At 64.2% G+C, this 24,466-nt stretch carries 12 protein-coding genes; 3 read left to right on the top strand and 9 right to left on the bottom strand.

Annotated elements, in window-relative coordinates:
- Positions 1–10 precede the first annotated feature (10 nt).
- Complete coding sequence (locus NI2_RS26705) at positions 11–283, bottom strand: MoaD/ThiS family protein (protein ID WP_174552242.1); 273 nt, start codon at positions 281–283, stop codon at positions 11–13.
- 5 nt (positions 284–288) lie between these two features.
- On the bottom strand, positions 289–1,197 hold the full coding sequence (locus NI2_RS26700) for a WD40/YVTN/BNR-like repeat-containing protein (protein ID WP_243750112.1): 909 nt from the start codon (positions 1,195–1,197) through the stop codon (positions 289–291).
- Between the two features lie 511 nt (positions 1,198–1,708).
- Between NI2_RS26700 and gntA the strand changes: the two genes are divergently transcribed.
- From gntA to NI2_RS26685, 3 genes are all read left to right on the top strand, one after another.
- The gene (gntA, locus tag NI2_RS26695) at positions 1,709–2,392 is read left to right on the top strand and encodes a guanitoxin biosynthesis heme-dependent pre-guanitoxin N-hydroxylase GntA (protein WP_067496187.1); all 684 of its coding nucleotides are present in this window, start codon (positions 1,709–1,711) and stop codon (positions 2,390–2,392) included.
- 42 nt (positions 2,393–2,434) lie between these two features.
- Positions 2,435–3,070, top strand: coding sequence for an ATP-grasp domain-containing protein (locus NI2_RS26690; protein ID WP_067496144.1), 636 nt, complete (start codon positions 2,435–2,437; stop codon positions 3,068–3,070).
- A 490-nt stretch (positions 3,071–3,560) separates the two neighbouring features.
- Positions 3,561–5,504 (top strand): DUF2075 domain-containing protein, encoded by a 1,944-nt coding sequence (locus NI2_RS26685; RefSeq protein ID WP_243750113.1) that lies wholly within the window; start codon positions 3,561–3,563, stop codon positions 5,502–5,504.
- Here the strand turns inward: NI2_RS26685 and NI2_RS26680 are convergent.
- The 7 genes from NI2_RS26680 to NI2_RS26650 form a co-directional block, all read right to left on the bottom strand.
- The gene (locus tag NI2_RS26680; protein WP_067496141.1) at positions 5,487–7,619 is read right to left on the bottom strand and encodes a DEAD/DEAH box helicase; all 2,133 of its coding nucleotides are present in this window, start codon (positions 7,617–7,619) and stop codon (positions 5,487–5,489) included. The genes NI2_RS26685 and NI2_RS26680 overlap by 18 nt on opposite strands.
- On the bottom strand, positions 7,616–8,929 hold the full coding sequence (brxD, locus tag NI2_RS26675; RefSeq protein ID WP_067496139.1) for a BREX system ATP-binding protein BrxD: 1,314 nt from the start codon (positions 8,927–8,929) through the stop codon (positions 7,616–7,618). Before brxD ends, NI2_RS26680 begins: the two co-directional genes overlap by 4 nt.
- A gap of 124 nt (positions 8,930–9,053) precedes the next feature.
- Positions 9,054–11,840, bottom strand: a complete 2,787-nt coding sequence (gene pglZ / locus NI2_RS26670; protein ID WP_255284039.1) for a BREX-2 system phosphatase PglZ — start codon at positions 11,838–11,840, stop codon at positions 9,054–9,056.
- Between the two features lie 29 nt (positions 11,841–11,869).
- A complete protein-coding gene (gene pglY, locus NI2_RS26665; RefSeq protein WP_067496132.1) occupies positions 11,870–15,769 on the bottom strand; it encodes a BREX-2 system ATPase PglY in 3,900 nt (1,299 codons plus the stop codon).
- Positions 15,769–19,386 (bottom strand): BREX-2 system adenine-specific DNA-methyltransferase PglX, encoded by a 3,618-nt coding sequence (gene pglX / locus NI2_RS26660; protein ID WP_067496129.1) that lies wholly within the window; start codon positions 19,384–19,386, stop codon positions 15,769–15,771. Before pglX ends, pglY begins: the two co-directional genes overlap by 1 nt.
- Entirely contained in the window at positions 19,383–23,867 is a 4,485-nt protein-coding gene (gene pglW / locus NI2_RS26655; RefSeq protein WP_067496126.1) for a BREX system serine/threonine kinase PglW, read from the bottom strand. The genes pglX and pglW overlap by 4 nt, the downstream gene beginning before the upstream one ends.
- 117 nt (positions 23,868–23,984) lie before the next feature.
- The gene (locus NI2_RS26650) at positions 23,985–24,398 is read right to left on the bottom strand and encodes a DUF732 domain-containing protein (protein WP_067496123.1); all 414 of its coding nucleotides are present in this window, start codon (positions 24,396–24,398) and stop codon (positions 23,985–23,987) included.
- Positions 24,399–24,466 lie beyond the last annotated feature (68 nt).

Raw genomic sequence — 24,466 nt, 5'->3', positions numbered from 1 at the left:
CTAGACCAATTCACCCGCCGGCAACGGCCGGAATAATCATCACCTCGGTGCCTTTCTGGACCGCAGTGTCCTGGCCGTCGAGAGTCCGGCATTCGTCACCGTCGACATAGAAGTTCACATACCGGCGCAGCACTCCGCGTTCATCGCGCAAACGCCGTTCCAGCCCCGGATACTGCTCACGCAGCACATCGAGCACCTGGCGGAGGTCCGCCCCGTCGATGTCGAGTTCCCTTGCGCCGTCGACGTACGTGCGAAGCACCGACGGCAGACAGACGCGCGCCACGGCCCTTATCCGATCACCGCGGCGCGCACACAGAGCACGTCCGGCAGCTTGTCGGCCACCAGCCGCCAGTGATCGCCTTCGTCCGCACTGCAGTACACCTCGCCGTTGCGAGTGCCGAAATAGATGCCTGCCGGGTCGGCATCGTCAGCGCACATGGCATCACGCATCACCGCCGCCCAGAACGGCACCTCCGGCAGCCCATCGCTGAGCGCCGACCAGGTCTGCCCACCGTCCTCGCTGCGGTACACGGCGCACTTGGCGTCTGGCGGAAACCGAAAGCGATCCATGTCCGCGACCAGTGGGAACGTGTAGATCACGCCGGGCCGCCGAGGATGCGCGACGATCGGGAATCCGAAATTCGACGGTGGCAGCCCACCATCGATCGACTGCCAGCGCTCCCCGGCATCGGTACTACGGAACACCCCACCGTGGTTCTGCAGATACATCGTGTCGGAATCCGCGGCATCGAGCGCCACCTTGTGCACGCACTGCCCCCATTCCGGTAACTCTCCCGGCATGAAGTCCGCTGTGACCCCCTTGTTCGTGGGCCGCCACGATTCCCCACCGTCGGTGGTCTGATACACCCCACCCGTCGACATCGCGACAGCCATCCGCCGGGTATCCGCAGGGTGCGGAAGGATCGTGTGCAGTGCGAGTCCGCCGCCACCCGGCTGCCACTGCGTGCGATGCGGGTGGTCCCAGAGTCCGCGCACCAACTCGAAATTGTGCCCGCCGTCCTCGGAACGGAACAACGCCGACGGCTCGACTCCCGCATACACCACATCCGGCTCCGCCTCGGTAGCCGGCTTGATCTGCCAAACTCCTTGCAGCGCAGCATCTGTGTCGTCCGGAAACGCCAGCGGCGCGTCGTCCGGCTCACTCCACGTCTGCCCGAGATCGTCGCTGACTACCATCGTCGGACCGAAGTGACTGTTCAACACCCCCGCCAGCACTCGCGGCGTCCTCGATCGCGTGTCGATCGCCAACGCCTTCACATCGGCAACCGGAAACTGCGGCGGCGCCACCTCCCAGGTCTTGCGCCCGTCCCGGCTCCGTGCCAGAAACAGCCCCTTACGAGTCCCTATCCCGAGCAACACGTCCATCGCAGACCTCCACGTGGTCACCGCAACGCTGACGGATCCCGACGCTACTCCTCGGCACCGACAAGCCGAAGAGATCGCGTGGAGCGGTCCGAATTGCTCTACGAGTGTTCCGACCCGCACCGTCGAAGGTGATACGCGACACGCTCACCTATCCGATTGTGCCCTCGAACGGGGCGAATGATTGTCGGCATCGATTCGATCGATTCGCGCACCGGCTGGTCGGCTGACAGGATCAGCCTCGCAATATGGGCCAGGTGGCTGCATTCGCCGAATGGCTCGCACTCCGGCCCGGGTAGAGATGTGGTCGGAAAGGAACGCCGGGTTGACGACGGATGCGCGAGCTGAAGTGGGGAACTTCCTTCTCGGAGACCGGTTCGCCTGTCTGGCGGGTCGCTCCGCCTGGCGCCAAGGCGGAATCACCCATTGCCACTACGACGTGCTCGGCGGCGAAGAATCCGCCCGCCTGATGGCCGCCGACCTGGCCGAATTCGTCGGCACCGCGGACTGGAGCTCACGAAAGTTCACCAGCTTCATCGCCACCTTCGAACAGCCCCGCGGCGTCGACGAACTCCGCTTCGAAGAACTCCTGTGGCAGCACCTTCAGCTCCTCCACGAGGCCGACGCCCAACGCTTCGCCTGGGCAGACGGCTGCTCCTCCGACCCCCAATCCGAAGAATTCAAATACAGCGTCGCCGGCCACAAATTCTTCGTCATCGGCCTCCACGAAACCCACCGCCGCCTCGGCCGCCGCCCGCCCTTCCCCATGCTGGCCTTCAACTCCCACGACCAGTTCGCCCGCATCAAGGCCGACGGCATGTGGGACCGCCTGGCCGACAAGATCCGCAAGCAGGACATCATGCTCCAAGGCGACATCAACCCGAACCTCATGGAGTACGAAACCCTCTCCGAAGCTCGCCGCTACTCCGGCCGCCCCAAGCCTGTCGACTGGCAATGCCCGTTCAGCGCTCGTCCAGCGCTGGAAGGTGCAGAGGCTCAGCCCGCCTGAAATGCCTGACTGCGCGATTACCCCGCCGACTATTGTGCGAGGGTGACCGCCACCCTGCTGTTCTGCTGTGACCCGCTGAGCCTGCGAAAGGTCGACGAACACTTCACGGAGCAGGCCGAGAGCGCACGAGCCGCGGGCGCAACTGTCGCGCTGCTGGACCACGACGCGCTGCTGACCGGGGATATCGATGCTGCCGTCCGCCGTGTGGCCAGAGACAGCAGAGGGCTGTGGTATCGGGGCTGGATGATTCCGGCGCAGCGATATCGCGAACTGGCCCAAGCGCTTTCATCCCGCGGCTGCAGCCTGGCCGTCTCGCCGGACGAGTACGCCTCAGCCCACGAACTGCCCGGTTGGTATCCCTCGTTCGAGGAGTTGACGCCGCGAACTATCTGGTCGGCGACAAGACCCGGCGAGATCCCCGATGAATCGGTGCTCGCACAGTTGGTCGTGCCGCTCAGGGACGGCGCGGGGATCGTCAAGGACTACGTGAAGTCACGCAAGCACGAGTGGGACACCGCCTGCTTCATTCCCGACCTGCGGGATTCCGAGAACCTGCGACGGGTCGTCGAAAAATTCGTCGAACTGCAGGGAGATTTCTTGACAGGTGGACTCGTGGTGCGAGAGTTCGAAGACTTCACTGACAGGGCGGGCGGCCCCGCATCGGAGGCCCGAGTCTGACGGCGGACGGCAGCATCGATATCCCCGGTCAGCAGCGCGTCGTGGTCCAGCAGCGCGAATCCGTGAACGCACCGTGAGCCCACGTCTCTTCAAATACCGAACCTGCGGAGGACAGCACGCTGGCAGCAGAGGGGGGCCTGCGTGCAATCCGCGCTGTCCAGCCATCAGCTCCAGGTGTGCTGACGTTGAAACGCCAGCCTCCGAAGCGGGAGACGGTCGGCGCTATTGCGGTCAGGTCCGGTTCGACGTGGACTGTCGGGTTGTCGGGGTGCGGGGCGATGAGGATGGGTTCGGCGTCGAGCCACCTGCTGGGTAAGTCGCGGTGGTTGTGCAGTTGCTGGGCGGGACACCCGATGAACGATCTGCGGGCCGCATCCGTCAGCGTGGTGATGACGGGAAGGGCTGTGCCACAGAAGGATCCATGGTGTCGCTGCCGTGCGATACGATCTTGTAGTCAGGTTGCGGCCCGACGGGCTTCCGCTGGACGGATATGCCCCCGCTGCAGCAGGTTTCGTGCTGCTGCCAGGGGGATTTCGACGTGGTGGAGAGGGTTCTGCGGACGACGGCTGCCGAGGTGCGGAAGTGGTCTCTCGAGGCAGTGCTTGTCGAGATGATCATCGAGGGCCAGCGACGCAAGGCCAAGCAGAATAATGCTCACACACGGTCCTGGGAAGCGAGTCTCCCGGAGATTGCAGAGGACCTGTGCGAAGCAGGTTTGGGCGATGTCGAGATGTTGATCGAGTTCCGCCTGCCGGAGTCGCGGGAACGGGCGGATGTGATTCTCGCCGGGATCGATCCACGAACCGGTGATGACAGCTATGTGGTTGTCGAGCTCAAGCAGTGGAGTAAGGCCGAGCTGGTCTACAACAGTGATCGCATCGTGCGGGCCAGCGGCACGCGGGCAGAGGAACTCCATCCGATCGATCAGGTGCGCAACTACTGCAAGTACCTCATCCAGTACATCGAGGTACTCCATGACCGCCCACTGGCAGTACATGGTGTTGCCTATCTGCACAATGCCAGCGAGAACTCGATCAGTACTCTCCGGGCCAGACAGCCTGACCGGCTCGGTCGCCTGTTCACCGGTGAGCGGCGCACCGAGCTCCGGAAGTTCTTGACCGGCAGGCTGGCCCCGCACAGCGGAAGCGCGCCTGCTGAGCGGTTGTTGACGAGCAAGATTCTGCCGCGCCCGGATCTGATCACTTTCACCGCGTCGGAATTGCGCCGTCGAACCGACTATTCACTGCTGGACAATCAGGAGCTCGCCTTCCAACGGGTGCTCGACCAGGTGCGGTTGTCACATGAGCGGAACCAGAAGAGTGTCGTGATCGTGACGGGTGGTCCAGGCAGCGGGAAGAGCCTGATCGCGATCACCTTGCTCGCGGAGTTGGACCGAGAAGGATACAAAGTCCGGCATGCGACCGGTTCGAACGCCTATACCGAGACTCTTCGGAAGTTCCCTGCGAAGGGTTCGAAGGACCTGAAGGATCTGTTCCACTACTACCGAACCTTTGCGGACTACCGGCAGAACCAGCTCGATGTTCTGATCTGCGATGAAGCGCATCGCATTCGCGCGGTATCGACGAATCGTTTCACGCCTAAAGCGGAGAGGGCGAAGCGACAGGAGCGACCACAGATCGATGAACTGATCGCCGCTGCCAAAGTCCCGGTGTTCCTCCTCGACGAGCATCAGGTTGTGCGTCCAGGTGAGGTGGGGACGCAGGAGGAGATCCAGTCCCACGCGACCCGGGCGGGCTTCCCGGTCCACACGATCGCCTTGGACGGTCTTTTCCGGTGTGGTGGCAGCGATGAGTATGACGAGTGGGTGCGCAGACTGCTCGGACTGCGAGTGGGTGGACCGACACCCTGGTCCGACGACCCCGCGTTCGAGGTCCGGGTGGCGCAGTCGCCGCAAGAGATGCAGGACTTCTTGCGTTCGAAGCATGAGGCGGGTGAGTCGGCGCGCATCACTGCCGGGTACTGCTGGCCGTGGAGCGCGCCGAACGACGACGGGAGTCTGGTCGAAGACGTCAGCATCGGGTCGTGGTCGATGCCGTGGAATTCCAAGGCTGCCAGGACGCTCGGTGATGCTCCGGCCAGTTCGTTCTGGGCGACCGACCCGGCCGGATTCGGGCAGGTGGGCTGCATCTACACCGCGCAAGGTTTCGAATACGACTGGGCGGGCGTGATCATCGGCCCCGATCTGGTATTTCGTCAGGGACGCCTCGTCGGCGTGCGCGATCGGAACTTGGACGCGGCGATGAGGTCGAAGGCGTTGTTCGATGAGGATTTCGGCAAATTGATTCGCAATGTCTATAAGGTGTTGCTCACCCGTGGCATGCGTGGTGTCGTCATCTATTCGACAGACCCCGAGACCCAACAATTGCTCACTGAACTGGTGCCTGCGAAGGCTATGTCAGAGCATGTGCCATGAGGTTCGTTCGCTGAGGACCTGACGGGCGCCGTCGACGTCCGCCAGCCGGGCGGAAACGGTCGCGGCGGCGAGGTGGTCCGGAAGAACATCGGAGAATTTCAACCCTCTCGCTGCGCGTTCGTCGGCGATCGGCAGGACCAGGACCGAGCCCGGCCCCCGTCGCTCCGCGACAGCGTCGCGCCAGAGGCCGACGGACAGATCGGGTCGGAGCCGGATGCTGAAGTCGTTGGGGCGTTGAGTGGGGTCGACGACGGTGGGCAGGGATGCGGCGAGGGTGGCGTTGGCGCGATATCCCGCCCAGGTCCACCAGCGAACGGCTTCACCCTCGCGTTCGATCACGGTGGATTCGCCGCTGACTACATTCACGGCCCTAGTGGCGCGGATGTCGTCGAGTTGTCCACGGGCTCGTTTGGTCAGCGCTACGGGTGGGTCTGCGCCGAGCAGCGTGTCACGGATGGCTCTGGTCAGCTCGAACGACAGGCCGCGCAGGCCGATGCTCGACCATTTCGCGACGCCACCGGACTCGGCAGGTTCGACGAAAGCCCGTCGACGTGACCAGTCGATGTAGTTGACGTGCCAGCTGCGTCCTGCCAGCAACAGTAGACGGGGGCCTGGTCGGTCGTCGGTCAAGACGGAGGGATCTGTGTGCCCGATTTCCTGACGGCCTGCCAGGACGGTGAATTGTGGGGGTGCGGTGAATGCCGCGGTCAGGTCGAGGAAATGCCTTTTGCCGAAACGCTTTTCGGCAGCCGGGCCGATGTGGAGGAGTCCGCCGTCGTCATCGAGGTGGCCTTGCTCGACGAGGTGTCGCAGAATCGGCGTGGCCGAGGCATCGAACGGGGACAGCCCGTTCCATTCCCGTGGCCAGATTCGGTCGCCGAGGGTGTGGTGCTGGAGGGTGACGGCCAGAATTTGTTGCGCGACGAGATGGCGTGGCTCCGGTGGCGGGATGATCGGCTCGACCCAGCCTCGTCCCCACAGCAACAGCAGTCCGGCGGACTGGACGAGCGCGTCGTCCGTGGTCGCCAGGAACAAGCAATTTCGGGTGCTGCCCGCGCGGCGTCCGGTACGGCCGATGCGCTGCAGGAACGACGCAACGGTGGTCGGTGAGTCGATTTGGATTACTCGGTCCAGGTCGCCGACGTCGATGCCCAACTCCAAGGTGGAGGTGGACACGATGACGCAGTCGCGAGCTTCTGCGAAAGCCTGTTCCGCGCGCGAACGCTCATCGACGGAAAGCGAGGCATGCGAGAGGAATACGGTCACTCCACGGGTTCGCAGGGCCGCGCCGAGCTCCTCGACTTGGCGCCGGGAATCGCAGAACACCAGTCGCTTCTCACCACGATGCAGTGCTGCGATGACTTTCGCCGCATTCTCCAACGACCCGACATAGTCGAGTTCGATCTCTCCTGGAGGGGGAGCGGCGATTCGACCGGGCACCGGCAGCGTCACACCCGGTGCGACGACCTGCCCGGGGCGGGTTCCTGCCCCCGAGCCCTGGAGCCAAGTCAGCAGTTCGTCCGGATTGCCGACCGTCGCCGACAACCCGACCCGCTGGATCGGCCGACCGGTGACCCGTTGTAGCCGTTCCAGCACCGCGAGCAGATGCCAGCCGCGGTCGTCTCCCGCGAAGGCGTGTACCTCGTCGATAACGACAGCACGAACATTGCCGAGGAGCTGATTGTGATCAGTTTTCGTGCCGATCAGCATGGCTTCCAACGACTCCGGCGTGGTGAGCAGGATGTCGGGGTGTTCACGTCGGATGCGGTCTCGACGAGAATTCGTGACGTCACCGTGCCAGAGTGCGGCTCGCCGACCCAACCATTGGGCATAGCTGTCGACGCGTGTGACGAGGTTGTTCAGTAGGGCTTTCAGCGGGCAAAGGTAGAGGATCGATATGCCGGTCCACTTCTGCTGTGCCATGGCACTGAGCAGGGGAAAGCAGGCTGCTTCGGTTTTTCCACCTGCTGTGGGTGCGAGGAGAACGACATCCTCACCGTCGAGTAGCGGCGCGATCGCCTGCTGCTGCAAAGGGCGAAGTCCCGGCCAGCCGAGCGAGTTGACGATGTGGTGCACCACCACGGGATCGAGTCGATCCCACACCTCTTCCGTCACAGCTCGAGGTCGATGTCGTCGGCGCTGACGAGGTTGCGCTCGCTGTCGGTGAGCTCCGCAGTGTTGACCGTGAGTTGGTAGTGGGTGCGCGGGTCGAAGTCCGGGAATTGGTCGACGCGGTCCAGCACATCGCCGACCAGCTTCTTGAGGAACAGTCGTGGCGCGATGCCGACCTTGCCGCCGAGGGTGCCGTTGACGGCGCGGGCCAAGTCGGCGATGTAAGCGTCGTCGGCGACTGCCCGGATGCGGTCGGGATCGGTGCTGCCCTGGGCATAGAGATCGCGGATCGTGATTCCCAGTGCCACAAGGGATTCCATCGTGAATCCGGAGAGCCGCAGTTGCACCGCGCGGGGATTGTCGAAGCGAGGGTCGGTGGTGAAATCGGTCGCAAGGCGTTGGGCGAGAGGTGCCAGGCGCTGCACGCCCTGCTGGCCGTCGTAGAAGGCGGGTGTGCCGGTGATGAGGAGATATAGGCCGGGGAAACGTCCCGAATGCACCTCATCGATGAGCTGACGCAGCGCGTTGAGCGCTTTGTCGCGCGCATCCGAACGCACGCGTTGCAGAGTCTCGACTTCATCGAGGATCAGGAGCAGCCCGCGATGGCCGCTGTCGCGGAGAACCGTCAGCAGACCTTGGAGGAAGCCGAGCGCACCGAAATGGTCGAGCTCACCGCGAACGCCCGCGGCTCGACGGGCCGCGGCGGCGACGTTCGGTTGGCCTCCCAGCCAGGCGAGGATTGCCGCGGCGGTTTCTTCGTCGTCCTCCGCCAGCGCCCGGTGGTAGCCCCGCAGTGCGGTCGCGAAGGAGGGAGCGTGGCGCGACACCTCGGCCAGCCGTGCTGTCATCAATTCGCCCACCGCCTCGGGCAGTGTGTCTTCATCGGCCCCGGCCGCGAGCGCGTCCTCCTCCAACGCGTAAAACCAGGCGTCTACCACCGGGCGCAGGGCGCTCGGTGGGAAGCTGGACGTAGTGAGTTGCTCGGTGACCCTTCGATATACGGTCTCGAGCTTGTGCAGTGGCGTCTCGGTTTCCGAGATCTGGATCTCGGCGACGGCGAAACTCTTCTTTCGGGCACGTTCGCCGAGCCACCGGGAGAAGAACGTCTTACCGGAGCCGTACTCACCGCGAACCGCTTTGAAGACCGCACTACCAGAGGCGACCGTCTCGAGTTCGTTGTCGAGGGCAGCCTCGAAACGGTCCAGGCCCGTCGCCAGAAGGTCGAGTCCGTTGCCCGGCACGGCGCCGCGCCGCAGTGCATCGATGACGTCGCGACGACGGACTGCGCTGACCGGAGAAGGAACGCTACTCATCGGGACAATCCTGCCATGGGGCGTGGGTGCTCCCGACTCCACGAGCGGCCATGTCGAAGGGTGGGACCCGCCTTCGAAGCGCTCGAACGGCCGACGACGGTATACGACCCATGGCGTAGTGCGATCATGCCAGGCCGAATTGCGCTCGCAGGCGCCCGATATTGAGGCGCAATGTTCGACCGTCGGCCAGGATCTCGAGGACCTGAACGCCATCGACATTCAGTAGCTGTCCGAGGATCGCGGCGAAGCCGTTGGCGCGTGACGGTGGGTCGCCGACACGTTGAGCCAGCGCGGTGGTGGACTGCGGACCGTCCAGGAGTGCGCGGATCGCCTTCTCCAGCTTCGAATTGGCCGGTTTACGGGCCAATTGTTCCAACTGCGCCGCGAATACCTCCGACGCGAGAAGGTCGGCGACAAGATCCGCGGCCGGATTCGCGGGGCGGGAGAGCGGTTCGGCGGCGGGCAGCGGGATGTCGAGGGTGATCTGCGCGGCAGATTCCTCGGCGATCCGATTCGCCAGGCGCTTGGCTGCCTTTTTCACCGCGGCTGGTGGGGGCGGTGTGGGCAGCGGATCGGTGTCGTCGCGCCACCACGCGGGACGTTGATCGCCGAGTTCGAGCCAGCCGGCCGGACGGTCGGCGCCATACGGGAGGAAAGCTAGAACCGGGATGGTGATCTCGGCCAGCGCCGCCCCGCCGTGATATCCGGCTTTCTGAGCCGTGTACCGGGAGTCGTTGTCCCACAACGCGACAATCGAGGCACCGGGCTCCGGCCAGACGACCCGTGGTCCGTGCAACAGAATCTCGGTGTCGGTGCGTCGATCGAACTCGGCAGCGGGCACGCGATGCCGTGCGGATTCGACGCCGGTGGCCGCGATCGTCTTACCGTGCCGGTCGATGACATGCCCGTGATCGCTGGTGATCAGCACGACCATGCCCCGGGCAGTCGCCGCTGATGCGAGCGCTCGAAGGTCGCCGATCTCGCGAGATTCCCAACCGGAGTCGTCGAGTTTGGCCTCCTTGGCCAAGCGGTCGTCGATGGTGTTGAGGACGACGGCGACATGACAATCCGGGTCTTCCAGGGCTGCATTGAGGTCGGCGCCGAAGCGCTCACCGGGCTTGCTGCGCAGGTCGTTCTTGTGGAAGACGGCGGCGCGTTTGGCTCCCCAGAAGGAGTGCGCGGGGAACAGCCGCTGCTCGGTCTTCTGGTCGCCCTTCATGAGTTTGCCCGCGAACAGCGAGGTGCGCGAGACGGCGGTCAGGCTGGGCAGTGCCGCGGCCATGCAGCGACGGCGGGGCTCACCATCGGGCAGGGGGTCGTGTTCGGCGAAGGTGGTACGCAGTTCACCGGCCAGTTCGGTGGCGATGGAGGCGCTCATACCGTCGACGACGATCAGCAATACGCGATGCGTGGCGGCCAGCGGTCGAACCACCCGGTGGAGGAAGGATTCCACGGTGAGCAACGAGCCCGGTGGTGTCCCCGATTCGGTCCACACCGCAAGGTTTTTGGCGAATTCACGGTCGAACTCGCGGCGGACGGTCCGGGCTCGGGTCGCGATGGATTCGTACGCGACACGCAAGGCGGGATCGTCGTCGCCACCGGCGTCGAGATAGTCGAGTGCCCGGTCGGCCCAGGCGGTGCTGTGCATCTGGCGGTTGAGAGCCGCGGCCACGCTACCGTCGACGGTGGGGTCGGGGTCGGTGTCCAGCCACCGGGCGAGCCGCTGAGCCATCCGTACCCGGGTGATGCGGACGCGGTGATCCGCGGCGAGGTCGTGTTCACGCAAGGCGTTCACGGCTCGGTCGATCTCTTCGCGATTACGACGACCGAGCGCCTGCCCCGCTGCGGTGAACCTGGCTTCCAATCCGGCCGTGAGGATGGGGCTCTGGGCGGCGGCTTCGCCCGCGCCGAACTGCCGCACCAACAGATCAGCCTGTGCGAGGACGGTTTTGGCGATCTTGTGGGCGGCGAGGGCTTCGTCGCCTGCTTCATCGTGAAGATCATCCGCGACCCGGGCTTTCACCAGCAGGTTGCGAACATAGTCCTCGCAGGTTCGTCCGAAGGTCGCCAGCAGGCGGTCGAGGGCCTCGCCCTGGACCGGGGGGTGCTCGCCGAGCCAACGCTCGACGCGTCCCCGTGCCTGATACACGGCGTTGCCAGGGGTGGCGTGCTGCCAGAGTGCCGCACAGACAAGTCCGTACGCAAGTGCCTCAGGCCCGTGCCCAGCCTTGGTGAGGGCGCTGACCGCCGTGCCGGTCGCACCGGATTGCTCCGGCTCGCTGAGGAACTCGATGAGGCCGTCCCGTTCGGGAGCCCGGAGATCGAGCAGCAGTTGGGGCGCCCCCGGGTGCTGGGTCCATTCGAGCAGCGCGATCGGGTCGATGCGATCGGCACCGGAGTGGATGCGCAGTCGTCGACCTGTCAGCGCGGTCAGGGCCGCGACACGCGACAGGACACGACCAGCCATCGAGGCGGGCCAGCCTTGGGCGCCCGCGGCGTCGAGCAGTGCCTCGCACGCCCACCCCGCACGCTTGAGCCGCGGGTCGATGGCCGTGGCGCCGAACGATTCGCGGACGATGTCCCATCGGTCGACGGCGTGGACACGTCCTCGGTGGGTTCGAGCCAGGATCGCTGGGTCCAGGTCGTGTTCTTCGACATCGGTGAGCACGACGAGGACGCGCGGGTCGGGAGAGATCTCGCGGGCATGAGCCAACACCGTTTCGTGCACCGCGAGCGGTGAGGCGGCCACTGACACTCGCGCGGAACGGCCGTCAGCGAGGGAAAGGGCAGGGTCCGTATCCCATTCAGGTTCGGCCCTCAGTAGCAGTATGACCGGTGCGCCGGGTGTCGTCAGGTCGGATTGCAGCCGTTTGTGCGACGAAAGGTACTGGGCAACAGTGGCTCTCGACATGCGCAGTGCAGTGGCTTCGGTTGTGGTTGTCATGGGACGATCCGCCAGGAGATTTCGATACGCGCGGTGGGCTCGATCTCCGCCAACCCCGCGAGCTGCTCGGAGACGGTGGCTGCGGCTGCGCTCGCAGTCGTCGTGTACTTGCCGGAGCGGTTCACGGTGCGTGGTTTGGAAGGGTCGATCGGCGGAACGCTGGTCTCGGTCGTCAGGTCGACTTCGTTGGGTGTCGGTTGTGGCGCGACCACCTGGACCGTCGTGGCAGGTGCGTTTGATGCTTCTGTCTGCTGTCGTCGCAGCGATTCTTCGCGCAGTCTCCGGGTCGTCAGCTCCGTGACCTGTCGGTCGGTGGTGCGCAGCGCGTCGGCGAGATTGCCCGACCGCTGATCGGCGCGAGCGGTCGTGCGCAACGAATCAAGCAAGGATTTGCCTTCGGGGCCAAGCAATTCGGCCTGCTCGAGGTTTCTCCACGCGGTGTGTGTCAGAGCCGATGTCACTTGGTCGGCTGTCTTGATCGAGGTTGCGTACCGATCCGCGTTCACTCCGTCCAGGTCGAAGTGAGCAAGGGCCTCTACCGCCTTCTTCGCACCTGCCGATCCGCCGGTGCCGACTGCCGCAAGAGTCGAGAGCAACTCCAACGACCGACGCGCGAGGGCAAGGCGTTCACCGGCCACACTGTCATCGAGCTGCAGGAATTCGGCGTGCTTCTCCAACTGTTCGACGAGCCGTGCCGCCGAGTCGTGGTATCTCGTTGCAGCAGCGTTGATTTGCCGAGCGAATTGCTGCACCGGCCCACCACGAAGCAGGGTGGGTGCTTTGTCGCCGAAGATGACTTCGAACCGATTGCGTGCGGCATCGAAGTCTGCCTCGCTGGGCAGCGGTTGCCGACGCAGCGCATCGCCAGGCTGGATCTTGGTCAGTTCCGGCGTGTCGATGGGTACACCGCCGCGTACCCAGATCCGGTCGTCCATCTCGGCGAACGAAGCGATCACAAGGTTCGCGATATGTGCCTCCAAGCCGCGAGGTTGCGGCCGGTCGATCCAATCGCTGAGCGAGATGACCGACAGATCGCCGGTGCTGCCTGCGTTCTGCGCCTCGCGACGGAAGTGGTCGGCCCATCGCTTGAACAGTTCGAAATAGGCTTCCTTCTGCTGGCCGAGGCCGAGGGGCTCGGCGATGCGACGCATCAGTGCGCGTTCTTTGGCGGGCACTTCGAAACGCCCGTCGCGAGCTTCGGCTGCGCCCTTCACCTGTGCGAGAACGACTTTGGCATCAGTTGGCTTCACCGCTATGCCGCTGCCGTCGGGGTCGAGGTTCGGGTGCTCGGGGTACTGGTGCGCGAGGAGCTTGCCTGCGAGATTGCGGATCGCGTCGTGTAGCGACTGGCCGATCGACACGGTGAGGCCGTCGATATCGGGCAGCGGGTGGAACAACTCGCCCAAGTCGCTTGTGACGTCCTCGGGTTTGCGTTCGGCCAGGCCGTAGGCCTGCTTGAAGGTGGCGAGCACGCGTTGACGCAGGACCTCGCGCTGAGATTCGAGCAGTTGTTTGGCGCTGGCGCGGTTGTCCGGGTTGAGGTGCTGGGCGTACTGGGTGTCGAACCGGTACGGATCGGCGAGGGCCTTGGTGATCACCAGCAGGCGCCGGAAGTCTTCCCACCGCGGTTTGGTCAGGTGTGTGGGCAACCAGGCGACGGTGTTGGGATGATTGCCGCCCTGTTCTTCTTTGAGGCGTCGGATGCGATCGGCATCTTCGATCGGTGTGTGGGTGCCTTCGTCGTACGGCAGGTCGATGACGATGCGCCAGTGCGCCGGATCGGCGGGCTGGAGCTCGTGGTTCGGCAGTGCGTCTTCGTCGCTGACGTTGCCGAACACGACTTCCGCGGTGCGGTTGGAGCCACGCCAGACGAAGCGCAGTTCATCGGCACCGAAGCGGCCGTTGGCGCGGTCGAGACCGAATTCCTCGGCCAGGAGATCATGGGCGAGGGCGAGCCGGTTGGGCGGATTGTCGTTGACCTGCGCGTTGGCGATCACCGATTCCACGTCGACACCGGAGAGTTCCAAGCGCACACCGGGATTGGTGTCGGTGCCGGTCAACTTGATCTCAGGGAAACGACCAGCCCACTCGCCGACCATATCCTTGATCACGCCCTCTTCCCGGCCGGGGATCATGGTGGTGATCGAGCCGTAGTTGAGTGCGCCGAGCCGCCGAATGGTCAAGTCCCGCAGGGCAGGAACGCTGGGTGCGAGGGCAGCCAGCAGCACGGTGCAGGCGAGGCGGTTCTGGCCGACGAACTTCTTGCAGTTGCCGAGGAGCTTCGCGTCGGTGATGGTGTCGCGCCGGTTGATGTAGGCGTCGACGTCGTCCTCGGTGACCTCGCACGTGCTGAGGAGGTACGGGCGCAGCCGAGTTTTGTACAGCTTGTCGGCGGCGTCGAAAAGCACCTTCTTGTCGGCGACGAACGGGCGGTCACCACCGCGGGTGAGTTGCTCGTAGAGATCACCCAGCGGGACCAGGTCGCCCAGGCGCAGTTCGTTGCGGTGATCGGCGAGGAGCTGGCCCATCAGCTTCAGACCGGTGCGGGAACGCTGCAGGGCCGCAGAGATGTGGACGAGCGTGTCGAGGAAAGCGGGGGAGAACGGGTAGCTCAACCGGAACGAGGCCTCGTCGGCGCCGGTGGTTGACTCGTCGGAACCGAGCAGCGTGTCCCACACCTTCGGGCCGAGCTTCCTGGTCTTCTCGAATGCAGCCTCGACCTGGGCGGCCGCAGCGTCGTCGCGCGGCTTGAGCAGGCGGGCGTGTGCGATCTGCGGCAGGTTGCGGTCTTCGAGGCTGATCAGATCGAACCGGCCGGATGCGTGGTTGAGCGCGTCCTGGATCGCCGATTCCGCGGCGCCGGCGAGTTCCTCACCGACCAGTTCACGCAGGTCGCGCTGGCGGGCGATGAACGAGATGATCGGGATATCGCGCCGAGCGTCGCCACCCTCGCGGAAGTTGGTGATCTTGCTGGCTTCGCGTGCCACACGCTTCTCGTCGTGGATGAGGCTGGCCAGCCACAGGATCAGCTCGTCGAGGAACAGGATGATGCCGTCGTAGCCGAGCGACTTCGCGTGCGAGGCGATGACGCTGAGACCCTTGTCGAGGGAAATGAAACCGGACTCGTCTTCGGCGGCTTGATCGGTGAACCCGGGCAACAGAGTGGTGCCCGCGTCGTGAACCAGCTTGGCCCGCAGCTCGGGCGGGGTGGTCGGATTTACCAGGTTGAGGCCGCTACCGTCCTCTGCCTCGAATGCCGACAGTGCGGTGTCGAGCTTTTGCGTGGTCCAGAAGGCTTCGGAATCGCCCCATTCGTCGTCGCCATCGTCGGTCTGGTCGCGGTTGAGGGCGCCGAGGAATGCCTCCTCACCCATCGTGGTGCGCAGCGAGCGCAGGTTGGTGAACAGCGCGTCTGTGCGGTACACCGGCGGAATGATCGCTTCGGGATGGCGCTTGCGAACGAACTCGACGTAGCCGCCGAGAACGCGCTGCTCCATCGCCTTGGCGTCGATCATGTGGTACGGCACCATCAGGAACTTCTTGCCGCCCGACAGCAACCACTCGTGCTTGGTGAGAATCGGATCGAACTCACTGCGGGACCGTGCCGCCGGGTTGCCGGAAAGCAGTGCGTAGAGCACTGCCATGAAGTGCGACTTACCGGCACCGAACGAGCCGTGCAGGAAAGCGGGCTTGGATGTGTTCCCGTCGAGAGCCGACTTGATCAGCCCGAGTGCTTCATCGAAATTCTCGAGCAGACGCTCCGTCACCACATAGTCCTTGACCGCCTTGGTCGAACCTGCCTCGGTAACCGCATCGGCGAGCGCGAGCACATAGTCCGAACCGGCGATGTGCTCCTTGATGTCGATGAGATCGCGCAGAAGTGGGCGCTGGTCCATCAGTTATCCCCCTGTGCTGCTTCAGCTTTCTTGGTGGTGCGCTTCGTTGTGGTGCGACGGCCGCGGGTCGCCGGTTGCGGTCGCCAGTTCCGCAGATCGTCGTCGGTCAGGCCGTGCTCGCTCTGCCGGTCGCGTCGATCGCCCGCGAGGAAAGCTGCGGGGGCGATGCCGAAGTTCGGGTCGATTTCGTTGTGCCACTGGTCGAGCCATGGCTGCAGTTCGAGCAAGCCCGCGAGGAACGGGGTGATCTCCTCGGTGGAGAGGTTGTGCTCGGCGAGGTAGATGGCGATGGCCATGGCTTGTTCGCGGTGGTCCCAGCCTGCCCAGCCGTAGAGCTCGGGGGTGGCTGTGTTGGTGGAGCCGTAGGAGATGAAGCGTTCCTTGGGTACGTCGAGTTTGCCGCGGGCCTGCCAGTAGGAGGTGCGCAGGAAGTCGGCGGAGGTGTACTTCGGTGGGACGGGGATGGTCTTCCGGAAGTCGTTCTTGGCGGCGCCGTCGGGCATGGCGTCTTCTTGGCGCTGCATGTCCCACACGTGTTCCCAGTCCTTGCGCTTCTTCAGGCCTGACGGCTTGTAGCGCAGGGCTGATACGAACGGGACGTGCTGATCGGTGATCAGCTCGGCGACGACCTTGGCGAGATCCGTGCGTGGTGCATAGAGCCCAGCGACGGACACGAAGTCATCATCTGCAGCCAACCGATCCGTCAGCCTGGAAAGTGTGAGCATCTGTGGTTGATCGCTGTCGCCGAACCACAACTGGCGGGTCTCCATACGGTCGAGAAGCCAGGCGCGAAGCGCAGTCTCCTGCAGCGCATCCCAACCCTCTGTCGCCCAGCGTCGCTTGTACTCCGGACGTTCGATCATGCCTATCGCGCGGTTGGATTCAATGATCGCGATCCGCTGCTTGACAAGTTGTTTGTATGAGTCGGGCCAGTGTTTGGGTATCTCTGTTACTGGCGCGACATTATGTCGAGTGAACCAGTCATCAGGGGCTTCGCCACGAGCGGCCTTACGTGCCAGAACTATTTCGAAGGCGCGTTCACCGAAAGAAATTGGAGGATAAGTGCCATCAGTGGCTATTGGAGGTTCAGAAATCAGCCCGTAGATCGAGTACACCTGCCAGTCCAATTCCTCCTGGGTAGCCGTCATCATAGCTCGGGTGGCCTCCCATTTTTCTCGCTGGCTACGCATGAGAGAGATCGTTGGAACATGTGCAGACACTGCCTCCATGGGCGAGCTGACCTGCATTTCCTGGGCGAGCTTATCGAGCTGGGTTGCCAGTCTTGTGGGGTAGATTTCCGGCAACGGGAACTGTTCGAGTTTGGTCCCAGTGAACTCGTAGAAGTCATCGAAGGGAACCCTAGATTGCCGTGCGCCCTTTGAATCAACGGTGCTACCCTTGTTGTGACTCACCATCTTGAGCCAGAAGCAGGCGGTGGAGCTGTTGAGCAGCCCGAGCAGCCGCAGATGCTCCTCCTCGCTCGCCCCCTCCGGCAACTTGATCACCGGCGCGGACTGCTTGAACACCTTCCCGCCCCGGTCCAGCACGAAATGGTTGTGCGTTGCCACGAAGGCAAAGGTTATCGAGAGCGGTGTGCGGTATGCAGATGGCGTGTACTGCATGTACTGCCACCACTGAAGCCCGGCGGCGGCCATGTCGCCATGAAAGGTCCGTCGAACCTCGAGCATTCGTCGCAAGGGCCACAGCTCTACATCGATGCGGGCTGCTTCGTCGCCGTAGGGAAAGAAGATTCGTTCCGCAGTTGGCGCGTTCCAATCGCGGACGATATCCCCGGTGACCAAAGGCCGCAACGCCGCGGTATCCACGCTTGTCCGAAAAGAGTCCCGCAGAGGTCTGACGTAGGCTTCGTCCGCTCCTGCACGGATAGCCCGCCCGATTGGAGGTGCGATCACCTGCCGCATTCGAGTTACGTCGGCGGGCTCGAGTTGCTCTACGAGTTCGAGACCTCCGTCAGCAAGAACCCACGGCTGTCTTCCGAAGTAGCGACCTCTATCGAGGTCATCGACTGACATCCAAGCGCTTGACGACCCTGGCTTGTCGATCTGGTCGACAATCGCACGCCAAACGTAGCCCTCCTCGGGCCGTTCCGGTGCCTTCGGCTCGCCCTGTACGCTTCGTGCAGTCCGAATGGTGGTGCCACGATACTTCCCTGAGCGGCGAGTACCGACCAGGATGACAGTTGGTGTGCCATGGCCAGGAATGTATGCGCCAGAGGTATCGATAACCTCCGTGAGTTCCACGGAGTGACCGAAAAACTCTTCAATCAGTTTTGTGCCGAACTCGCGCTTCATGAACGAGTTGGCTGTGATTTGCCCTACGCGACCATACCCTGCCCCGTCAATTGATCCTGAAACAGCAAGCTCAAAGAACTTCTGGGCAAACGGGACGGAGAGGGCATAGGTTCCTCCGCACGCGGAGTAGAGGGTGCGATAGATCTCGTTGAGGTTTTTGTCTTTCACCGTGATATATGGAGGATTTCCTACGACCACGTGATACTGCCCCGAATCAAGTATTCCGGGATATTCCTGCACATCCTCGGTGGCGTATGAGAATTCTGAGAGTGGGTCACTGCTGTCACTGTCAAGACTGAGTTCGAGTTGTCTTGCCTTGATTAGCGAGTCTCCAACAGCAAGCTTGATAGGCCACTCGTAGTTGGCAGCGGCAGCGAGGGTTCGGACGTTAGCTGCGGCCATCGCTGAAACGAGCAGTCGAAAGCGTGCGATGGCGATGGCAAAAGGGTTGAGGTCGACGCCGTGAACGGAATTTAGTGCGGCTTGGACTCGTTCGTGTCGGTCCTTCGTCGGCTGTGTATCGGCCCAGCGCTGGTTTAACCGCTTGAACGCACCAAGGACGAAGTGCCCTGATCCGCAGGTCGGGTCGATGAGTTTTAATTCCTCGTATCCGAATTCGCGGATGGCGGGTTCAAGTGTGCGGTCGAGGATGAATTCTTCGACGAATTCGGGGGTTTGGAGGAGGGCGTAGTTTTTGCGGATGTCTTCGGAGAGGTCTTGGTAGATGTCGCCGAGGAAGCGGGTGTCCCAGCCGTTGATGCCGTCTTCGTCGAGGGGGTCGGTGAAGTTGTGGACGAGGGTGCCGTGTTCGTCGCGGGTTCGCCAGAATTCGATGAGGTCGCGGGCGCCGTCGTGGGAGAGGGGGATCTGGTAGAGGGCGTTGTGGTTAGGGTCGAAGAGGAGTTTGCCCGCTTGGCCTGCGCCGAGTTCGGCGAAGGCGCGCATGAGCCAACCGCGATAAGTGGGGTCGGGGTCGGTTTCGACGTAGGCGTCGTAGCGGGCGTGGGCGAGTTCGCGGCGGTCGTCGGTGGGGCCGGTGAGGTAGGGCTCGGGGATGAGTTCGTTGTCTTCGCAGAAGCGGACGAAGACGGTGCCGAGGACCCAGGCCACGGCGACCTGGGTGATGCGTTCGTCGAGCCAGGAGGTTTCGGTCGCGGCGGTGCGGTTGAGTTTGCGAGCGTGGGCCCACTCGTCGTGCAGGCGGGCCTTCACCTCGGGCAGGACGCGCAGCTGGGAATTGAGGTCGGCCTCCGCCGCGGTGACCTGCGTCTTCAGGTCGGAGAGCAAGGCGGCGCGGTCGATCATGCGGAGACTCCTGAGTCGGTCTGAGGCTTGGCGCGGTGGTGGTTGTTGATCCACGAAGCGGGCAATTGGATCCACTCGTTGAGAGCGGATTGGTACGGCACGGCCACGGCACCTAGGTGCGGGGGACGCATCGGGTCGGCTTGTGGGCACAGCAACCACAGGCCGCCCTTGCCGCGGCGCGCCTGCTCGGCCAAGCGGCCGAGCAAACCCATCGCGTTGTAGCGGGCGAACACCAGGGTGTCGGTGAGTAGCAGTGGGCCGTTACCTGCGATATTCGCCTCGATCTCCGGTCCGATACGGTTCCACGCGCTGATCGCGTATTCGGAGAACTTCATGGCGGCCTTCGATCCCGGCGGGGCGACGTCCGCGCGCAGAATGGTGTCCCAGGTCGGATTCTTACCCTTTGGAAGAAGCTCGTGCATGGTGGCCAGGAACAGGGCGGTCACCGACATCGGGCGAGCCGAGAAGCGGTCTCGCAACTCTGCCGCCGCATTGGGACAGTCCTCATCGTCGTTGCGCATGATCGTCGCGGTGAGCACCCGGAACCCGTCCCGCACCGACGCACCAACAAGCAGTTCTTCGGCCCGGGCGGCCTTGGCAAGGTTGGGGTCGTCGGAATATCGACCAGCGGCATGGGAACTGACGGCGGTGGTCCAGCGCGGGGTGTGAGCGGTGTAGCTCGAGTTCTGCTCGGCGATCTCCGGGAGGTAGCGCTGGGTCCGCGACGTCGGGTGCGTCGCCACAACCAGTCCGAAGCCCGCGTCCCGCAACGCTTTTGTGAGGTCAGCAGTCGGCAGATCCACGTTGCTGCCTGCGATCGACAGCTCAGGGAACCGGGCAAGGATGCGTTCGAAGACGGTCTGCGCGCGAAGGCCGGGCTGGTCTTGCAGCGGCATTCCGGGCGTGAGGGTGACCAGGCCTGCCTGAGTCAGTCGGACGGCACGAACCAACGGCAGATCACGCGGGTAGATCTCCAGGCGGGGAGTGACAGCCGCATTGCGGGACGCACCGACGGCCACCTGCACCAGGCGCCGTTCGTCCAAGGCGAAAGTGCCCGCAGGCGGCTCGATCGCCCCGAGCCGGTCCAGAACGGTGGTCGCGGTCGGCAGGGTTTCCTGGTCGGCCAGCGCGTCAGCGGTCTTGCCGAGTTTCAGTGCGTACTGAGCCAGCGCGGGCGCAGCAGGAGCGTCGAAGGCATTGTCCTCGTCAGCTTCGAGGGCCAACACCACGACAGGGTTCGCGCCGGAGTCACGCTTCTGGGCGACGTAGATCGCGGCCTCTTCGGGCGCGAGCTGCTCCACCTCGACCACTACGCGCACCGCGGCCAACCCCAGCGCCCGGCGTTGTGAACGCTCGTGCAGTCGGGTGCCGCGCCGGGCGATGAGAGCGTCGGCGAGTTCGGTTGCCGACGCCACCCTGCCCAGGCTCTCCAGCAGTTCGAGAACCTGTTCACGCAGAGCCTGAACGGCGGGGTCCTTTTTCCATTGAGTGCGTTGGCTTTTCAGCAGCTGCGCTACACGACCCGAGGTCAGATTCAATGTTTCGGCGACTGCGGCCTGTGTCGGCCAGGCATCCAGCTCGGGAAGGTCGCCCGCGCCGGGGATGCGGAGCAGCCGAGTGATCGCGTCCACTTTGTTGGCGTTGGCGGCCCGGCGCTCAGGGACGAAACCGGCAGCCAACGCGTCCAAGCTGAGGGTGCTCAATAACCCGCTGCTGAGATCGGTTCCGGCCGCGGTGATTTCGGCCTTCGCCTCCTTACGAACCTCGGAGGCAAGAGGAGTGGGCTCCTCTTTGCCGAGTCGGCGTCCCCACTGCTTCAGACGGTCCTGGATTTCGCGGCGGGAACGGGCACCCAGGCCGGGTGCGTTGATCAGCTTGCCGCGACCGTAGTCGAGGAACTCGCCGACCGTATTGACGCCGAGGCCGTAGAGGAACTGCTCGGTTGCCGCGGTGACACCGGCCTGGGACAGGTGAGTGTCGAGGGTCGCCTGCTCGGCGATCTGGCGCCGCTGGTCCTCCGGCGACTCCTCATTCGTATCGACCACCGGAGCGGGATGCGAGCTCAGCGGCCGTGACGGTACGGACCTGGTCATGTCGAGGAAGATCTTGCGCCACGCGTCGCGCATCGGCTTCAGATCCGAAAAGCGTTGAGCCGTATCGCGATGCAGCGCCTTGCGGAAGAACTCGACTAAACCGTCGCGCACCGACGGATCGAACGCATCGGCGGCAACCTCGGGATACGGGAACTCGACCGGATCCAGCTGCCGTGGCAGCACGCTGCCGTCGCCCCACCGCGGCAATTCGCCGGACGCCATCTCATGCAGGGTGACCGCCAAGGCGTATCGCTCGGCGTGAGCGTCGTAGACACCCCGCAGCAGTGTGCCGATGAATGGGTCGAGGTAGCCCTCGGTACCGGCGTCGGTGTTCTGCACCGGGTAGCCCGCCAGCGAGAAGTCGATGAGAACCAGCTCGCGAGTGCGGTTGGGACGCACGCGAATCGCGATGTTGTCCGGCTTCAGGTCCCGATGCCAGACGCCTTCACCCTCGAGGAAATCGAGGGCCGCGAACAGGTAGTCGCTGTAGGTTTCGAGGCGGCCCACCTGCAAGCGGCCGTTGTCGCGGAGTTCGCGGGCGACAGTCTCCTCGGTACGTCGCCTGGTCTTGGAATCGCCTTCCAGACTCAGCTCGTCGCCGACGTATTCCAAGACCAGCGTGGTGCGGCCGGCGAGGGTCGTCACGCCGGGGTCGACGAGGTCGATGATGCCCGAATGCCTGCGCAGCCCGCGCAGCACGCTCGCCTCGCGCGTCAGTACCTCGTCGCGGTCATCGGACAGCGCGACCTTGAGCACCACGTGGTTCTTGCGCTTGTCGGCGTCGGCTTCCAGATCGCGAACGAGGAGAGCACGGCTCGTGGACCCGGTGCCGAGGCGGCGGCGAACCAGCCAGCGGTCGGCCAGCATATCGTCGGGACCGGCTTCGAGCGGGTCGAGATCGGGTGTTTTCGGTTCTTCCTCGAGCGGGGTCGTCAATTGGTGTTCGACGCTTTCGAGGATTTCGATGAACTCGGCGATCGAACTGAAACGGCGCGTCGGTCGGTATTCGGCCGACGCGGCGACGAGCAGGTCCAGATCCTCCGGCAGATCATCGACCACGGCGCTCGGTCGAAGTTCTTCGCCCGCTTCGAATCGGGCCAGGAGCTCGGCCTGCGTCGAAGTCGGAGCCTTGCCGGTGACCAGGAGATAGGTGAGCATGCCCAGGCCGTAGACGTCCATCGCGATGGGATCGGGCGCCGGGGCGCTCACCTCCGGTGCGAGATAGGCGTCCGAACCGCTGGACAGGTGGTGCGCCGACAGCAAGGTCGGGGCGTGCCGCGTCATGGACAGGGCGGTGCCCGCGGAACGTTGTGTCGCTACCTGCCAATCCGAGATCTGGAGCAATGGTTCGCGCCACCGCTCGGCATCGTTCGCACCCCGACGAGGGACGACGTGGACCGACCGCGCAGCAAGGCCACGGTGATAGAGACGGGCAGAATGCGCCGACCGCAAGGTCTCCGCGAGCTGCCGGACCAGCTTGACGCGGTCGCCGAGGCTCAGTACCGCGCCGTGATTGGCGAGGTACTCGTCCAGATGCAGGGTTTCGGGGTGATAGCGGAAGATGAGCGCGGGTCCGGCGCTGTGCGCGGACGGGTCGAAATGCTCGAGCTGCACGACCCCGGGGTGCCGGAACCGACGCAGAACGGATGCTTCGCGGCGGGCGGTGGCATCCACCGACTTGCGTGCCTGTTCATCCGCTCCGCGGGCGCGGAGATAGATGCGGACGCGAACGGGCTCCCGCAGCTCGGTGTGGCGGGCCAGATAGTCCTGCCAGGTCGGACCGGCGTCGAGGGGCTTGCGTTCGAGTTCGTAAGGGCCGACAACGAACTCGGCGTTGCTGCGTCGGATGCCTACCTTTTCCAGCCCCTTTTTGATCGCCTTAGCGCGCTGGAAATCGATGAGGTGCTTGATGTCTCGCGGAGCTGCGTTGAGCCGAGCGATCAGCTCGGCGACGGTGTGGGTGTTCGCACGATCGCCGGGGAGCAGGTCGAAACGCATGTCCGGGTGGGTCAGGCATACCGCCGCCCCGACGAAAACGTTGACCTTCTGGTGATTGAGCAGCCCGGCCAGCTCACGGCTCTTTTGGGTGACCAGATGTAGTGGGCTCCGAATCACTCGTCGGTCGCCGCGATCGTTGGTCCTGATCCAGTCGCTGCCCTCGGAGGTGAGTCGGCCCCGCCAGTCCTTGAGCTCGACCATGAGCACCCCGTTGGGGGCGATCACCAGCAGATCGACCTCACGCACATGCCCGGTATCGGCGGTGAACGTGAAGTTCGACCAGGCAAACCACGGATCGACATTCGGCAACTGCGTCCGGATAGCTTCCAGCCCCCGGCGCTCATGCTCGAAACTCGACTCGGTGACAGTCGTCCACCGACCCTCGTCCATATGTGCGCAGTCCTGTCTCGTCGTATCGGCAGTTCACCGCCGCCACAGCCCTATTTCCGAATAGCAACACTAGCTTGCTCCGAACCTCCCCGAGGCCGAGCGGGCCGACCGGGTAGATCAGAGAGAGTGGTGCGGGCAGTAGGCCGTAATCGCGGCGTCGAGGAAGGTGTAGGGGTAGTCCAGCGTGTCCCGGGTGCTCTCGGCGAGTTCGATCTGGTTGCTCGCCGAGCCGCCGTGCGTATCGAGCCAGCGGCACTCGGAAAGAGCGAGGCGAATCGCCGAATCCTGGACGCTGCAGCTCTTCTCGTCGAAGTCGGATTCGCGCAGGAAGACGCGGTCGGCCGCTGACCGTCCACCGCAGTCGCTGCTGGAGGAGCCACCGGCTGAGCCGGTACTCGGTGCAGCGATCGCAGCGGGTGCGGTGGCGGACAGTGCGGCGGCCGTGGCGCCGACAGCGAGCATGGTCGAGAAGATACGAGCGATGCGCATGGGATGTTCCTCGGTGAAGTAGTAGTGGATCATGTAAACCATAGAGTAAAGTGAAAGCATTGTCAATTGAATTGTCCTGATTGCTTTGCGTTCATTCGGCGCTCGTGTCG

Source organism: Nocardia ignorata NBRC 108230, assembly GCF_001612905.1.
Classification (GTDB): Bacteria; Actinomycetota; Actinomycetes; order Mycobacteriales; family Mycobacteriaceae; genus Nocardia; species Nocardia ignorata.
This window is presented reverse-complemented; position numbering and strand designations above follow the sequence as displayed.

Bases quoted from the DNA above. Each gene is read 5' to 3' on its own strand.
- NI2_RS26700 (WP_243750112.1), bottom strand. From the start codon at position 1,197: ATGGTAGTCAGCGACGATCTCGGGCAGACGTGGAGTGAGCCGGACGAC.
- NI2_RS26685 (WP_243750113.1), top strand. From the start codon at position 3,561: ATGCCCCCGCTGCAGCAGGTTTCGTGCTGCTGCCAGGGGGATTTCGAC.
- brxD (WP_067496139.1), bottom strand. From the start codon at position 8,929: ATGAGTAGCGTTCCTTCTCCGGTCAGCGCAGTCCGTCGTCGCGACGTC.
- pglZ (WP_255284039.1), bottom strand. From the start codon at position 11,840: ATGTCGAGAGCCACTGTTGCCCAGTACCTTTCGTCGCACAAACGGCTG.
- pglY (WP_067496132.1), bottom strand. From the start codon at position 15,769: ATGGACCAGCGCCCACTTCTGCGCGATCTCATCGACATCAAGGAGCAC.
- pglX (WP_067496129.1), bottom strand. From the start codon at position 19,386: ATGATCGACCGCGCCGCCTTGCTCTCCGACCTGAAGACGCAGGTCACC.
- pglW (WP_067496126.1), bottom strand. From the start codon at position 23,867: ATGGACGAGGGTCGGTGGACGACTGTCACCGAGTCGAGTTTCGAGCAT.
- NI2_RS26650 (WP_067496123.1), bottom strand. From the start codon at position 24,398: ATGGTTTACATGATCCACTACTACTTCACCGAGGAACATCCCATGCGC.